Genomic DNA, 12,188 nt, shown 5'->3' on the forward strand with positions numbered 1-12,188 from the left:
CGGCTGGAGGCGGAACGGCCTAGGGTGACGCTCTGCCGGGTTCAGTCCTTCGGATGGTCCGGTTGCGAGGGAGCGCCATGCGCAAGGCCGTCGTCGCCGGGATTCTCTATTTCGCCGTGGTGTTCGCGTTCGCCTTCGCCATCGGGACCGTGCGGGTGCTGCTGGTGGCGCCCAGGCTCGGTGAGACCCTCGCGGTGCTGCTGGAGCTGCCGGTGGTGCTCGGAGCGTCCTGGGCCTGCTGTGGGGCCCTTGTGGCGCGTCTGACGGTATCGCCGCGCCCCGGCGACCGGATGATGATGGGCGGCGTCGCCTTTGTCGTCCTGCAGGCGGCGGAAGCGCTTCTGGCGATCTTCGTCTTTGGCCGGAGCCCGACGGTCTATCTCGCCGCCTTCACGACACTGGCGGGGCAGTTCGGTCTGGCGGGCCAGATCGGCTTCGCCTTGATTCCCCTGGTCCGCCGACGGGGGTAGAGGGACGGGACGCCTCAGAGTCGAAGGGATTCGCCATGACCGACGCCGCCAAGCCCGCCTATGTGATCCTCGTCCGCGACCGGATGGTCGATGCGGATGAATTCGCCACCTATGGCCAGAAGGCCCGTGGCGCGCGCGAAGGCCATGCGGTCACGCCGCTGGCCTTCTACGGCAAGCACGAAGTCCTTGAGGGACCGGAGGTCGAGGGCGCGGTTATCCTGAAATTCCCGAGCTTCGCCGAAGCCCAGGCCTGGTACCGCAGCCCGGCCTATCAGGAGGCGCTCAAGCACCGCCTGGCCGGGGCGGAATACCGCGTGCTGATCGTCGAGGGCGTCTAGGTCCCGGCAGCGCCTGCCTGGCCGCCGAGCCCTTTCGCCAGCATCACGACGCCCGTCGAGCCGGCGTGACGATGCTGCGCGATCGCCTGATAGGCGGGTGAATCGAACCAGGCATGGAACGCCTCGGCGTCCGGGAAGCTCATCAGAACGAGCCTGGTCGCGGTCCATTCGCCCTCGATCACCTCGGGCGTTTCATCGACGGCCAGCAGTGTTCCCTTGAACCGGCTGAACACCTCCATGAACGCCGCCGAATAGCGGTCATAAGCCGTCCGGTCGGTGATCGTGATCTGCGCGACGCCGTAGACCGCCATAGCGACTAGGCCGCCGTTTCGCGCGCAGTCGCCGGGCTGGCCGCGTTCAGGGCGGTCAGTTTGCCGATCGCGGCGTGGGCCTCGGCCATCAGCCGGCGGACGATCTCGCCGGCCGGCAGGACGTCGTGCACGCCGCCCGCGCTCTGGCCCATGGCGAAGCAGGACTTGTCCGGATCGAGGTTCTCGATCTGGCCGCCGATGCCGCCCATGGCGTTGTTGCGGATGCTGATGCCCGCCTGCATCGGGAAGGCCTGAATGTCCTGCGGGCGGCTTTCCCAGTCGGCGACGTAGGGGTTCTTCTGCACCCGCATCGGCTTGCCGCTGTAGCAACGGGTGCGGACGGTATCCTCGTCCGACGCGTTGAGGATGGTCTCGCGATAGAGGTCGCCGGCGTGAGCTTCCTGGCTGGCGATGAAGCGGGTGCCCATCCAGACGCCCTGGGCGCCCAGCGCCAGGCAGGCGGCGAGGCCGCGCCCGTCGTAGAGGCCGCCGGCGCCGACCACGGGGATCTTCACCGCCTCGACCGCCTGGGCCAGCAGCGGCAGGGTGCCGACGAGGCCCGTGTGGCCGCCGCCTTCGCCGCCCTGGCAGATGACCGCGTCACAGCCGGCCTGCTCGGCCTTGACCGCGTGCTTCACCGCCCCGCAGACGACCATGACCTTGAGGCCGGCCTTCTTGAGCTTCTCCATGATCGGCATCGGCACGCCGAGACCGGCGATGAAGGAGCTCGCGCCCTCCTCGATGATGATCTCAACCGCCGCCGTCAGGCTTTCGGGGGAGGCCGCCAGAAGGTCGACGCCGAACGGCTTGTCGGTCAGCGTCCGGACCTTGCGCATCTGTTCGCGGATGAAGTCGGGCTGGGTGCCGGCCATGCCGAGCACGCCGTAGCCGCCCGCGTTGCTGACGGCCGCCGCCAGTTCGGCGTAGGACACGCCGCCCATGCCGGCCAGCATGATCGGATGCTCGATGCCGAGCAGGTCGCAGAGGGGGGTACGGAGGGACATCGGTGTGGTCTTTCTCAGAAGATCGCGTAGCCGCCGTCGATCATGAAGGTGTCGCCGGTGTGGAAGCGGGAAGCGTCGGACGCCAGGTAGACGGCCATGCCGCCGAAGTCCTCGGGCTCGCCCCAGCGGCGCATCGGCACCCGGCTGATGACCTTGGAGGTGAAGGTGTCGTTGCCCTGGGCGCCGGCGGTCATGTCGGTGGCGATCCAGCCCGGCAGGATGGAGTTGGCGCGAACGCCATAGCGGGCGTGCTCGACGGCGATCGACTTCATCATCGAGATGACCCCGCCCTTGGTGGCGGCATAGGCCTCGTTGCGCGCGGCGCCCTCGACCGCGGCCAGCGAGGCCACGCCGATCAGCGACCCGCCGGGATCGCCGGCCTTGGCCCGCTCGATCATGTGCTTGGCGGCTTCGCGCAGGGTCCAGAACACGCCGTCGAGGTTGAGGGCCATGTTGTAGCGCCAGGTGTCGGTGGACATCTCGGCGAACGAGGCGGCGCCGCGCCCGCGTCCGGCGTTGGCGATCACGGTGTCGAGGCGACCCATGGCGACGGCGGCCTCGGCCATGCCGGCGACGACCTGGGCTTCATCCGAGCAGTCGACGATCTGGGCCTTCACCCGCACGCCGTGGCTCAGCAGGCGGCTTTCGGCGGCCTGGGTCTTTTCGGGGTTGGAGCCCCAGATCACGATGTCAGCGCCCGACTGGGCCATGGCCTCGGCCATGCCCAGGCCGATGCCGCCGTTGCCGCCGGTGACGAGCGCGACCTTGCCGGTCAGATCAAAGGGCTTGTAGGCCATGGTGCGTCACTCCCCGTGAACATCTGTTTGAGTTCACAAAAGGCGGGTGACGCGGCGGCGGTCAAGCGCCGAAACGGTCGAAGGCGTCGCGGATGACCCTGCGGGTCACGTCCCATTCGACCACCGCCAGGGCCTCTTCGCGGTCAAAGAAGCGGGCCTCGGCGGCGTCGTCTCCGGCCACCGGCTCCCCTGCCAGCCAAAGGGCGGCGTAGTCGACCATGATGTAGTGGCGGGTGATCTCGCCCGTCTCGCGGGAGGTCATGATCCCGTCGACGACATCGATCAGACCCAGCAACCGGGCCTGGACGCCGGTTTCCTCGACCAGTTCCCGCATCGCCGCGGCCTCGCTGGTCTCGCCCCATTCGATACGGCCGCCGGGCAGGCTCCACTGGCCCTGGCGCGGGGGATTGCCGCGCTTGATCAGCAGGACCTCGTTCCCGCGCAGGCAGACGACGCCCGCCGTCGGGCGCGGATAGTCGGTCACGCCGCGGTCCAGCCGCCGTCCACGGACAGGATCGCCCCGTTCACCGAGGCGCCGGCGCCGGCGCAGAGATACAGCAGCAGGCCCGCCAGCTGCTCGACGGTGACGAACTGCTTGGTCGGCTGGGCGGCCAGGATGACGTCACGCATGACGGCCTCCTCGCTGATGCCGCGCGTCCTGGCCTGGTCGGCGATCTGGGCCTCGACCAGCGGGGTCTTCACATAGCCCGGGCAGATGGCGTTGACGGTCACGCCGCTGGTCGCGAGCTCCAGGGCGGCCGACTTGGTGAAGCCTGCGACCCCGTGCTTCGCGGCGACATAGGCGCTCTTGAACGGAGAGGCGACCAGGGCGTGGGCCGAGGCGATGTTGACGATCCGGCCGCGGCCGGCGGCCTTCATGGCCGGGATCGCCGCCCGGGAGGCGTGGAACACGCTCGACAGGTTGATGGCGATGATCCGGTCCCAGGCGTCGAGGGGAAAGTCCTCCACCGGCGATACATGCTGGATGCCCGCATTGTTGACCAGGATGTCCAGCCGGCCGAAGGCGGCGGTGGTCGAGGTCACCAGATCGGCGATCTCGGCCGGCCGGGTCATGTCGGCGCCGTGATAGCGGACCTCGACGCCATACTTCGCCGCAAGGCCCGCACGGGTCGCCTCGATGGCGGCGGCGTCACCCAGGCCGTTCAGGACGATGTTGACCCCGGCGGCGGCGAGGGCTTCAGCGAGGCCCAGGCCGATGCCGCTGGTCGAACCCGTGACGATGGCGACCTGTCCCCGGAGTTCGGAGGTCATGGGCGAAAGCTCCCGCCTAGTTTTTGTTGCGGTGCAGCATAGAGACTCGCAGCCTTCGGAGCGAGCGCGAAATCAGCCGGATTTTCTGAGGAACACCCAGTCGTCGTCGGACGACATCGCGGGCTGGAAGGCGTAGCCCTCGCGGTCGAAGTCCTTCAGCCCCTCGACCCGGTCGATCCGGCCGTCGATGGCGAAGCGCGCCATCATGCCACGCGCCTTCTTGGCCATGAAGCTGATCTGTTTGGTCACCTCGCCGCGGTCCTCGAAGAACCGGCAGGTGACGACTGGCAGGGTCAGGGCCTTGCGATCGACCGCGCCGAAATATTCCTGGCTGGCGAGGTTCACCAGGGTCTTGTCCTTCTGGCCCTCGGCCGCCTCGTTGAGCGTGCGCGAAAGCCGGTCGCCCCAGAACTGGTAGAGGCTCTTGCCGCGTTTGGTCTTCAACTGGACGCCCATCTCCAGCCGGTAGGGCTGGATGGCGTCGGCCGGTCGCAGCAGGCCGTAGAGGCCAGACAGGATGCGCAGGTGGTCCTGGGCCCAGGCGAAGCCCTTCGCATCCAGGCTGCGCGCCTCGAGACCCGCATAGACATCGCCGTTGAAGGCGATCGCCGCCTGGAGACCGTCCTCGACCGCCGGGTCAAAGGCCTGGAACCGCTGGTAGTTGAGGTCCGCCAGCTTCTCCGAGATGTCCATCAACTGGCGCAGGTCGCGCGGGCGCAGCTTGCGCGTCACGGTGTCCAGCACCGCGATGTCGTCCTTCAGCGCCGGCGTCGTCAGCGGCAGGGCGCGCGCGGGCGCCTCGAAGTTCATGGCCTTGGCCGGCGAGATCACCATCAGCATGGCGCGGGAGATAGAGCGGCCCGGACGGGAAGGCGAGTCGTTCCGTCGTGACGCGAGGTTGCCTGCGTCGCGCCGGGATGATCATGCTCCGGCGATGAGCGGAGTGGGTGGAATGCGAGTGATGCCAAGACCGGTTCTGGCGGCGTTGATGGCCTGTCTCGCCCTGGCTGCCTGCAGTCTGCTGACGCCCGACAAGGTCGCGGACGCCAAGGCCAGGGCGCTCTATGCCCAGATCAGCACCGGCGCCGATCTGAGCCGGAACACCGACCTGGCCAGCAATCTCCGCACCCCGGCGGCGATGGAGCAACTGTCCGCCCTGAAGGCGGCGCTGCCGCCCGGGCCCCCTTCCGCTGTGGCCACGCGCAGCTGGTCGCTGAAGGCCGGTATGGGCGGCTCCAGGGCGGTCCTGGTGCATGCCTACAGCTACCCGGGCCAGACCGTTCTGGTTCAAACGGTGCTGACCCGGGAGAAGGACGGGGCCTGGCAGGTGAACGGCTTCCATTTGACCTTCGACAGGCCGTCAGACAGGCCCGGCACAGGCGGACCCGCCAGGCCGGCCAAGCCCTCCGAGATCACCTAGGCCCGAAGATCAGAACAGGACCCGCGGGTTCATGATCCGCTTGGGGTCGAGCACGCTGCGGATCGCGCGCAGGGTCTCGACCTCGACCGCCGACTTGTAGCGCAGGGCGTCGGCCGTCTTGGCGGCGCCCAGGCCGTGTTCGGCGCTGATCGAGCCCTCCATGGAATCGACGATGTCGTGGACGATCAGCGAGCCGGCGTCGCGGCCTTCGTTGTGGGCTTCGTCAGAGCCGCCGGCCGGTCGGAGCACGTCGTAGTGGACGTTGCCGTCGCCGACATGGCCGAAGGCCACGATACGGACGGCCGGATCATGCTTCAGCACGGCGGCCGAGGCCTGTTCGATGAAGTCGGCGATGCGCGAGACAGGGACGGAGACGTCGTGTTTCCAGGCCGCGCCTTCGGGCTTCTGGGCGCCGGACTGGTTCTCGCGGACGGCCCAGAAGGCCTTCGCCTGGGCCTGGGTCTGGGCGATCGCGGCGTCGGTGATCAGGCCGTCCTCGAGCGCGCGGCCCAGCAGGCGCTCCATGGCCCCCTCGGCGGCGCCGGGCTCGCCGCTGGCGGTCTCGACCAGCACGTACCAGGGGTGGATGGCGTCCAGCGGCTCGCGGATGCCGGGGATGTGGTCGACGGCGAACCGCACGCCCAGCCGACTCATCAATTCGAAGGCCTCGACGGCGCCGCCGGTCTCTTCCTTGGCGCGGGCCAGCAGCCGGATGGCGTCGGCGGGGGAGGCCAGGCCGACCACGGCCGTGGCGCGGGAGTTCAGCACCGGGAACAGCTTCAGGCTGGCGGCGGTGATCACGCCGAGGGTGCCCTCGGCGCCGATCAGCAGCTGCTTGAGGTCGTAGCCGGTGTTGTCCTTGCGCAGGCGCTTGAGGCCGTTCCAGATCTCGCCGTTGGGCAGCACGGCCTCGAGGCCGAGCACCAGGTTGCGCGTCGTGCCGTAGCGCAGCACCTGCGTGCCGCCGGCGTTGGTCGAGATGACTCCGCCGACCGTCGCCGAGCCTTCCGACGCCAGGCCCAGCGGGAAGCGCCGCGACAGCGCCGCCGCCGCCTCATGCACCGCCGCCAGGGTCACGCCGGCCTCGGCCACGATCACGTCGTCGAAGCCGTCGATGTCGCGGATGCGGTTCAGCCGTTCGGTGCTCAGCAGCACCTCGCCCTGCGGGATCTGCCCCGAGACCAGACCGGTGTTGCCGCCCTGGGGTGTAATCGCGGTTCCGGACTCGGCGCAGATGCCGACGACGGCGGCAACCTCGGCGGTCGTCTTCGGCAGGACCAGCAGGGGCGTCGTCCCCTCCCAGCGACCGCGCCACTCGACGAGCTTGGGCGCGATGCGGTCGCGGTCCTGGCTCCATCCGCCCTCGCCGAGGACGGCCTTCAGGCGGGAGATGACGTCTGCGGGGACTGAGATGGTCATGGGCGCAGCATACGCCGCCGTCGCGCTGTCGTCAGCCGATGAAGCCGGCGGCGCGTTTCAGCCGGTCGTTGATCGCCTCGCCCAGCCCGCCGGCGGGGATCGGCGCGACGGCGATGGCGGTCGGTTTCGTCCGGTCAGCGGCGCGGAGCATGGCGAACAGGTTCGCGGCCGCCTCGGCCAGATCGCTGCTCGGGCTGAGGTTGAACGGGCTGTCGCCGGGCCCAAAGGCGAGGAAGGCCTCACCGGGTTGCGGCGCGTCCACATTGATCCGCACCGGCGCGTCAGGGGCGTAGTGCAGGGCCATCCGGCCGGGGGAGCGTTTGGCGTCGGACTCGGCCTCGGCCAGGGGACCGATGATCGCCTCGATCTGCGCGCGGGTCACCGCGCCGGGCCGCAGCAGCCGCGCCGGGGCGCCAGGCAGCAGCGCGACGACGGTCGATTCCAGGCCCACGTCGCAGGGCCCGCCGTCGAGCGCCTCGGCGGCGGCGAGGCCGGTCTCCTCGACCGCATCGGCGTGGGTCGTCGGGCTCGGGCGCCCGGAGCGGTTGGCCGAGGGCGCCACAAGCGGCCCGCCGAACGCCTGCAACAGCGCACGGGACAGCGGATGGCCCGGCACGCGCACGGCGACGGTGTCGAGCCCTGCCCGGGCCAGGTCGCAGACCGCCGCCGCGTCCCGCACCGGCGCGACGAGGGTCAGGGGGCCCGGCCAGAAGGCCGCCGCGAGCACCTCGGCGCGATCATCCAGGACCGCGATGGTCCGCGCCGCCGCGAGGTCGGCCACATGGGCGATCAGGGGGTTGAAGCTCGGTCGGCCCTTGGCGGCGTAGACGGCGGCCACGGCGAGCGGGTTGGCGGCGTCGGCGGCCAGACCATAGACCGTCTCGGTCGGCAGAATGACCAGCCGGCCCGCGCGCAGGGCCGCGACCGCACGCTCTAGGGCGCGCGCTTCGCCGTCAGGCTGATGTTGACCGTCACCGTTCCCGGCACGACCTCGGTCGTCTTCCAATCGCCCTGTCCTACGCCGAAGGCCAGACGGTTCAGACCGACGCTGGCGTTCATCTTCGCAACACCGCCGGTGATGACGAGGGTGAAGGGCAGGGTCAACGGCTTCGTGACACCCCGGATCGTCAGATTGCCGACCGCCTGGTAGCGATTGCCGCCCAGGGCCTTGAAGGACGACGCCGTGAAGGTCGCCTTCGGGAAGCGCTTCGCGGCGAACCAGTCGTCCAGCGGCAGGGCCTCGTCGCGGCCCGTGTCGCCCGTGGCGGCCGAGGTCATGTCGAAGGTGGCGGTGACCGACGAGCCGGACAGATTGGCCGGGTCGAAGCGAATGGCGGCGTCCCAGCGGCGGAACGACCCGCTGAAGGCGCCGCCGTCGAAGCTCGAGCTGAAGGCGACCTTCGAGGCGCCCTTGTCCACGGTCCACACCGGCGCCGGCGCCGCCAGGGCCTGCCCCGCGAAGACGGTGGCGGCGATGAGGATCGTGGCGAACAGCTTCACGCGGCGGTGTCCTTGCGGGCGAGGAACGGGATCATCTTCGCCAGCTCGTTGTCCTTGTCGAGGAACTGGTGCTTCAGCGCGCCGAGCACGTGCAGCGGAATCAGGCCGTAGATGATGACCTTGGCCAGCAGCTTGTGGATGTCCTCGATGAGCTCGTGACGGGCGTGCCGCGCCTCGGCCGGCAGATCGTAGAGCGGCTGGATGATCGGCCAGTCGAACAGGCCGAACATGTTGATCGGGTAGACCTTGATCAGGGCGCTCGCCGAGACGGCGGCCCAGCCGGTGAACGGGATCGCGATCAGCAGGACGTAGAAGAGCACATGCACGACCTTCGCGAGGCGCTGCTCCCAGGGCTTGAGATGTCCGGACAGGGCCGGCGGCGGACTGACGAACCGCCAGGCGACCCGGATCAGGGTCAGCAGCATGATGGTGATGCCGAGCGGCTTGTGCAGTTGCATGACGGCGACCTTCGCCGCGCCCTTGAGCTCCTCGGCCTGCCAGCCAAGCAGCACGTTCCAGACCAGCAGGGCGGCGATGGCCCAGTGCAGGAGGATGGCGACAGTCGAGTAGCGGGTCCGGGTCATGGCGGCTCCTGATTTCGGCGCAGGCTACTTCTTCACAAACTCGAGTTCGAGGATCAACTCCACCTCGTCGCCGACCATGGCCAGCGGTGGCCTGAGCAGGAAGGTCGACCCGAAGTCCGACCGCTTGATCACGCCCCGGGCCGAGAAGCCCGAACGTTGCCCGCCGAGGCCGGAGGCATAGCCCTCGAAGGTGACGTCCAGCGTCACGGGCCTGGTCACGCCCCGGAACGTCAGGTCGCCGGTCATCGTCCCGCTGTTGCCTTCGCCCGGCGTGATCGCGGTCGAGACGAAGGTGATCGTGGGGTTGGCGGCGGCGTCGAGGAATTTGTCGGCGAACTCGCCGTTGAATTTCGTGTTGCCGGTGTCGAGGGAAGCGGCCTGGAAGGTCGCGGTGACCTTCGACGCAGTCGGGACCTTGGGATCGTAGACGTAGGCCGCGTCGAAATCGGTGAAGCGCACGGTGTAGGCGGACAGGCCCATGTGACGCACGCGGGCGATCAGGCTGGCGTGGGTCTTGTCGACGACCCAGGTCCCGGCCGGCATGTCCGCCGGATTGGTCGACGGGGCGGCGGACGCCATCGGGGCGGACATCAGCACGAGCGCAAAAGCTGCGATGGCGGAGCGGAACATGGCGGCCTCGACTGTGACTGATTCAGTTGCGGATCAAGATAGGCCGTCTGTGTGGCGCCCGAAAGGCCAAGGCTTCACGAACCGGCGCGGTCCGGCCTAAAACGCCAGCCTCCAGGGAGACGCTCCATGACCTATCGTCCGCCGCTTCGGGACATGACCGCTGCGCTGAAGGCCGCCGGATTCGACCGGCTGGGCGAGGCCTTTCCGGAGGCGGATGCGGAAACCGTCTGGGCGGTGCTGGAAGCCGCCGGGGAGTTCGCCTCCGGCGTCATCGCGCCGCTGAACGGGCCGGGCGACCGGGTCGGCGCGCAATACGCCAACGGCAAGGTGACCGCCGCGCCCGGATTCGCCGACGCCTATCGCCATTTCGCCGAAAGCGGCTGGAACAGCCTGTCGGCGGATCCGGACTTCGGCGGGCAGGGTCTGCCCAAGACGCTGGAGATCGCGGTCTTCGAGATGATCCAGGCCGCCAGCCTGGCGTTCGGTCTCTGTCCGATGCTGACCCAGGGCGCCATCGAGGCGCTGGCCGCCCATGGGACCGACAGCCAGAAGGCGCGGTTCCTGCCGAAACTGGTCAGCGGCGAATGGACCGGCACCATGAACCTGACCGAGCCGCAGGCCGGTTCCGACCTGGCGGCCCTGACCACCCGCGCCGAGCCGGACGGGGAGGGCGGGTACCGGCTGACCGGCCAGAAGATCTTCATCACCTGGGGCGACCACGACGTCGCCGACAACATCGTCCATCTGGTGCTGGCCCGTCTGCCCGGCGCGCCGGAGGGCAGCCGCGGCATCTCGCTGTTCGTCTGTCCCAAGCGGCTGTTGAACGCCGACGGGACCGCCGGCGGCCTGAACGACGTGCGGCCGGTCAGCATCGAGCACAAGCTCGGCATCCACGGCTCGCCCACCTGCGTGATGGCGTTCGAGGGTGCGAAGGCCGAACTGGTCGGGGTCGAGCACCAGGGCCTGGCGGCCATGTTCACGATGATGAACGCCGCGCGGCTGCAGGTCGGTGCCCAGGGCGTCGGCATCGCCGAACGCGCCTACCAGCAGGCGCTGACCTTCGCGCTGGACCGCAAACAGGGCCGCTCCGTCTGGACCGGCGAGAACAACGCCGTGATCCACGACCATCCGGACGTGCGTCGCATGCTGATGCTGATGCGGGCGAAGATCCTGGCGGCGCGGGCGATCTGTCTGTCGACCGCCGTCGCCGCCGACCTGTCGCGTCATGCGGCTACGGACGCCGCGCGTACGGCGGCCAAGCTGCGCGAGGAACTGCTGACGCCGATCGCCAAGGCCTGGTCCACCGACCTCGGCGTCGAGGCCGCCAGTCTGGGGGTCCAGATCCATGGCGGCATGGGCTTCATCGAGGAGACCGGCGCGGCCCAGCATTACCGCGACGCCCGCATCCTGCCGATCTACGAGGGGACCAACGGCATCCAGGCCATCGATCTGGTGGGTCGCAAGCTGACGCTGGGCGGCGGCGAGGCCCTGTCATTCCTGTTGGCCGAGATCCGCGAGACGGCGGCGAACGAGCCCCGCCTGGCGGAAGGCGCCGACGCGCTGGAGGCGGCCGCCGACTGGCTGGCCGCGCGCCGCAACACGCCGGACGCGCTGGCCGGCGCCACGGCGTTCCTCAAGCTGGCGGGAGACGTGGTCGGCGGCTGGATGCTCGCCCGGATGGCCGCGGCTGACGCGGACTACGCCAAGGTCTGGCGGTTCTACGCTGAACAGGTGCTGGCGACCGCGCCGGGCCAGGCGGCCGGCGTGACGCAGGGCGCGGCGGTGCTGGAAACAGAATAGGGGACATGTACCTGCGGTACGTGTCCCCCAAACGAGTGGCCGCAGGGTTTAGGGGACACGTACCTTCGGTACATGTCCCCGTTGTCCTTAAAGCTGCGCCAGCATGTAGTCCGCCGACGAGACCTTGAATTCGCCGCCGGCTTCGACGTTCAGGGTGTCGACGACGCCGTTCTTGACGATCATCGAGTAGCGCTGCGAGCGCAGGCCCATGCCGAACTTGCTGCCGTCCATCTCCAGGCCGATGGCCTTGGTGAAGTCGCCGTTGCCGTCGGCCAGCATGATGATGTCGTCGCCCACGCCCTGGTCGAGGCCCCAGGCCTTCATCACGAACACGTCGTTGACCGAGATGCAGGCGATGGCGTCCACGCCCTTGGCCTTGAACTCGGCGGCGTGCTCCTTGAAGCCCGGCAGGTGCTTGGCCGAGCAGGTCGGGGTGAAGGCGCCCGGCAGCGCCAGGACGGCGACGGTCTTGCCCTTGAACAGCTCGTCCGAGGTGATCGGACGGGGGCCTTCGGGGCCGGACGTCATGAAGGTGGCGTCAGGCAGGGTGTCGCCGGCTTTGATGGTCATGTGATCTCTCCCTTGTCGCCGAACGGCGCTCGCTGGTGCAAATAGAGGCGGCGAAGCGGTTCGCCAAGGACGC

The 12,188-nt window shown here is 69.2% G+C and carries 16 protein-coding genes; 4 read left to right on the top strand and 12 right to left on the bottom strand.

Going from position 1 to position 12,188, the window contains the following annotated elements; all coding sequences use genetic code 11:
• The first annotated feature begins 77 nt into the window (after positions 1-77).
• Positions 78-470: a hypothetical protein gene (locus AC3WJT_RS07175; protein WP_492342419.1), complete on the top strand. Its 393-nt coding sequence runs from the start codon at positions 78-80 to the stop codon at positions 468-470.
• A 35-nt stretch (positions 471-505) separates the two neighbouring features.
• On the top strand, positions 506-808 hold the full coding sequence (locus AC3WJT_RS07180; protein ID WP_492342420.1) for a DUF1330 domain-containing protein: 303 nt from the start codon (positions 506-508) through the stop codon (positions 806-808).
• Here the strand turns inward: AC3WJT_RS07180 and AC3WJT_RS07185 are convergent.
• The 6 genes from AC3WJT_RS07185 to yaaA form a co-directional block, all read right to left on the bottom strand.
• On the bottom strand, positions 805-1,119 hold the full coding sequence (locus AC3WJT_RS07185; RefSeq protein ID WP_492342421.1) for a DUF1330 domain-containing protein: 315 nt from the start codon (positions 1,117-1,119) through the stop codon (positions 805-807). The genes AC3WJT_RS07180 and AC3WJT_RS07185 overlap by 4 nt on opposite strands.
• A 5-nt stretch (positions 1,120-1,124) precedes the next feature.
• The gene (locus AC3WJT_RS07190) at positions 1,125-2,123 is read right to left on the bottom strand and encodes an NAD(P)H-dependent flavin oxidoreductase (protein ID WP_492342422.1); all 999 of its coding nucleotides are present in this window, start codon (positions 2,121-2,123) and stop codon (positions 1,125-1,127) included.
• Between the two features lie 14 nt (positions 2,124-2,137).
• Positions 2,138-2,920: an SDR family NAD(P)-dependent oxidoreductase gene (locus tag AC3WJT_RS07195; RefSeq protein WP_492342423.1), complete on the bottom strand. Its 783-nt coding sequence runs from the start codon at positions 2,918-2,920 to the stop codon at positions 2,138-2,140.
• Between the two features lie 61 nt (positions 2,921-2,981).
• Positions 2,982-3,404 (bottom strand): NUDIX hydrolase, encoded by a 423-nt coding sequence (locus tag AC3WJT_RS07200; protein ID WP_492342424.1) that lies wholly within the window; start codon positions 3,402-3,404, stop codon positions 2,982-2,984.
• Positions 3,401-4,192, bottom strand: a complete 792-nt coding sequence (locus tag AC3WJT_RS07205; protein WP_492342425.1) for a 3-hydroxybutyrate dehydrogenase — start codon at positions 4,190-4,192, stop codon at positions 3,401-3,403. The genes AC3WJT_RS07200 and AC3WJT_RS07205 overlap by 4 nt, the downstream gene beginning before the upstream one ends.
• A gap of 72 nt (positions 4,193-4,264) precedes the next feature.
• Positions 4,265-5,032: a peroxide stress protein YaaA gene (gene yaaA, locus AC3WJT_RS07210; protein ID WP_492342426.1), complete on the bottom strand. Its 768-nt coding sequence runs from the start codon at positions 5,030-5,032 to the stop codon at positions 4,265-4,267.
• A gap of 121 nt (positions 5,033-5,153) precedes the next feature.
• On the opposite strand from yaaA, the gene AC3WJT_RS07215 reads away from it, so the two are divergent.
• Positions 5,154-5,612 (top strand): hypothetical protein, encoded by a 459-nt coding sequence (locus tag AC3WJT_RS07215; protein ID WP_492342427.1) that lies wholly within the window; start codon positions 5,154-5,156, stop codon positions 5,610-5,612.
• Between the two features lie 9 nt (positions 5,613-5,621).
• On the opposite strand, the gene AC3WJT_RS07220 is transcribed toward AC3WJT_RS07215, so the two are convergent.
• From AC3WJT_RS07220 to AC3WJT_RS07240, 5 genes are read right to left on the bottom strand one after another with little or no spacing between them, the layout of a single operon-like run.
• Positions 5,622-7,031: an FAD-binding oxidoreductase gene (locus tag AC3WJT_RS07220; protein WP_492342428.1), complete on the bottom strand. Its 1,410-nt coding sequence runs from the start codon at positions 7,029-7,031 to the stop codon at positions 5,622-5,624.
• A 31-nt stretch (positions 7,032-7,062) separates the two neighbouring features.
• Positions 7,063-7,947, bottom strand: a complete 885-nt coding sequence (locus AC3WJT_RS07225) for an L-threonylcarbamoyladenylate synthase (RefSeq protein WP_492343332.1) — start codon at positions 7,945-7,947, stop codon at positions 7,063-7,065.
• 17 nt (positions 7,948-7,964) lie between these two features.
• The gene (locus AC3WJT_RS07230; RefSeq protein ID WP_492342429.1) at positions 7,965-8,531 is read right to left on the bottom strand and encodes a YceI family protein; all 567 of its coding nucleotides are present in this window, start codon (positions 8,529-8,531) and stop codon (positions 7,965-7,967) included.
• The gene (locus tag AC3WJT_RS07235; protein ID WP_492342430.1) at positions 8,528-9,115 is read right to left on the bottom strand and encodes a cytochrome b; all 588 of its coding nucleotides are present in this window, start codon (positions 9,113-9,115) and stop codon (positions 8,528-8,530) included. The genes AC3WJT_RS07230 and AC3WJT_RS07235 overlap by 4 nt, the downstream gene beginning before the upstream one ends.
• Positions 9,116-9,139: 24 nt before the next feature.
• Positions 9,140-9,745, bottom strand: coding sequence for a YceI family protein (locus AC3WJT_RS07240; protein WP_492342431.1), 606 nt, complete (start codon positions 9,743-9,745; stop codon positions 9,140-9,142).
• Positions 9,746-9,871: 126 nt separating this feature from the next.
• On the opposite strand from AC3WJT_RS07240, the gene AC3WJT_RS07245 reads away from it, so the two are divergent.
• Positions 9,872-11,545, top strand: a complete 1,674-nt coding sequence (locus AC3WJT_RS07245; protein ID WP_492342432.1) for an acyl-CoA dehydrogenase family protein — start codon at positions 9,872-9,874, stop codon at positions 11,543-11,545.
• Positions 11,546-11,632: 87 nt separating this feature from the next.
• Here the strand turns inward: AC3WJT_RS07245 and AC3WJT_RS07250 are convergent, their stop codons facing one another.
• Positions 11,633-12,115: a peroxiredoxin gene (locus tag AC3WJT_RS07250; RefSeq protein WP_492342433.1), complete on the bottom strand. Its 483-nt coding sequence runs from the start codon at positions 12,113-12,115 to the stop codon at positions 11,633-11,635.
• Positions 12,116-12,188 lie beyond the last annotated feature (73 nt).

Source organism: Caulobacter sp. FW305-C-30-S16 (assembly GCF_058783025.1).

Excerpts from the sequence above, each read along its gene's own strand:
- AC3WJT_RS07240 (WP_492342431.1), bottom strand. The coding sequence starts at position 9,745 with ATGTTCCGCTCCGCCATCGCAGCTTTTGCGCTCGTGCTGATGTCCGCC.
- AC3WJT_RS07185 (WP_492342421.1), bottom strand. The coding sequence starts at position 1,119 with ATGGCGGTCTACGGCGTCGCGCAGATCACGATCACCGACCGGACGGCT.
- AC3WJT_RS07220 (WP_492342428.1), bottom strand. The coding sequence starts at position 7,031 with ATGACCATCTCAGTCCCCGCAGACGTCATCTCCCGCCTGAAGGCCGTC.
- AC3WJT_RS07180 (WP_492342420.1), top strand. The coding sequence starts at position 506 with ATGACCGACGCCGCCAAGCCCGCCTATGTGATCCTCGTCCGCGACCGG.
- AC3WJT_RS07195 (WP_492342423.1), bottom strand. The coding sequence starts at position 2,920 with ATGGCCTACAAGCCCTTTGATCTGACCGGCAAGGTCGCGCTCGTCACC.
- AC3WJT_RS07215 (WP_492342427.1), top strand. The coding sequence starts at position 5,154 with ATGCCAAGACCGGTTCTGGCGGCGTTGATGGCCTGTCTCGCCCTGGCT.
- AC3WJT_RS07250 (WP_492342433.1), bottom strand. The coding sequence starts at position 12,115 with ATGACCATCAAAGCCGGCGACACCCTGCCTGACGCCACCTTCATGACG.
- AC3WJT_RS07205 (WP_492342425.1), bottom strand. The coding sequence starts at position 4,192 with ATGACCTCCGAACTCCGGGGACAGGTCGCCATCGTCACGGGTTCGACC.
- AC3WJT_RS07175 (WP_492342419.1), top strand. The coding sequence starts at position 78 with ATGCGCAAGGCCGTCGTCGCCGGGATTCTCTATTTCGCCGTGGTGTTC.
- AC3WJT_RS07235 (WP_492342430.1), bottom strand. The coding sequence starts at position 9,115 with ATGACCCGGACCCGCTACTCGACTGTCGCCATCCTCCTGCACTGGGCC.
- AC3WJT_RS07245 (WP_492342432.1), top strand. The coding sequence starts at position 9,872 with ATGACCTATCGTCCGCCGCTTCGGGACATGACCGCTGCGCTGAAGGCC.
- AC3WJT_RS07190 (WP_492342422.1), bottom strand. The coding sequence starts at position 2,123 with ATGTCCCTCCGTACCCCCCTCTGCGACCTGCTCGGCATCGAGCATCCG.
- yaaA (WP_492342426.1), bottom strand. The coding sequence starts at position 5,032 with ATGCTGATGGTGATCTCGCCGGCCAAGGCCATGAACTTCGAGGCGCCC.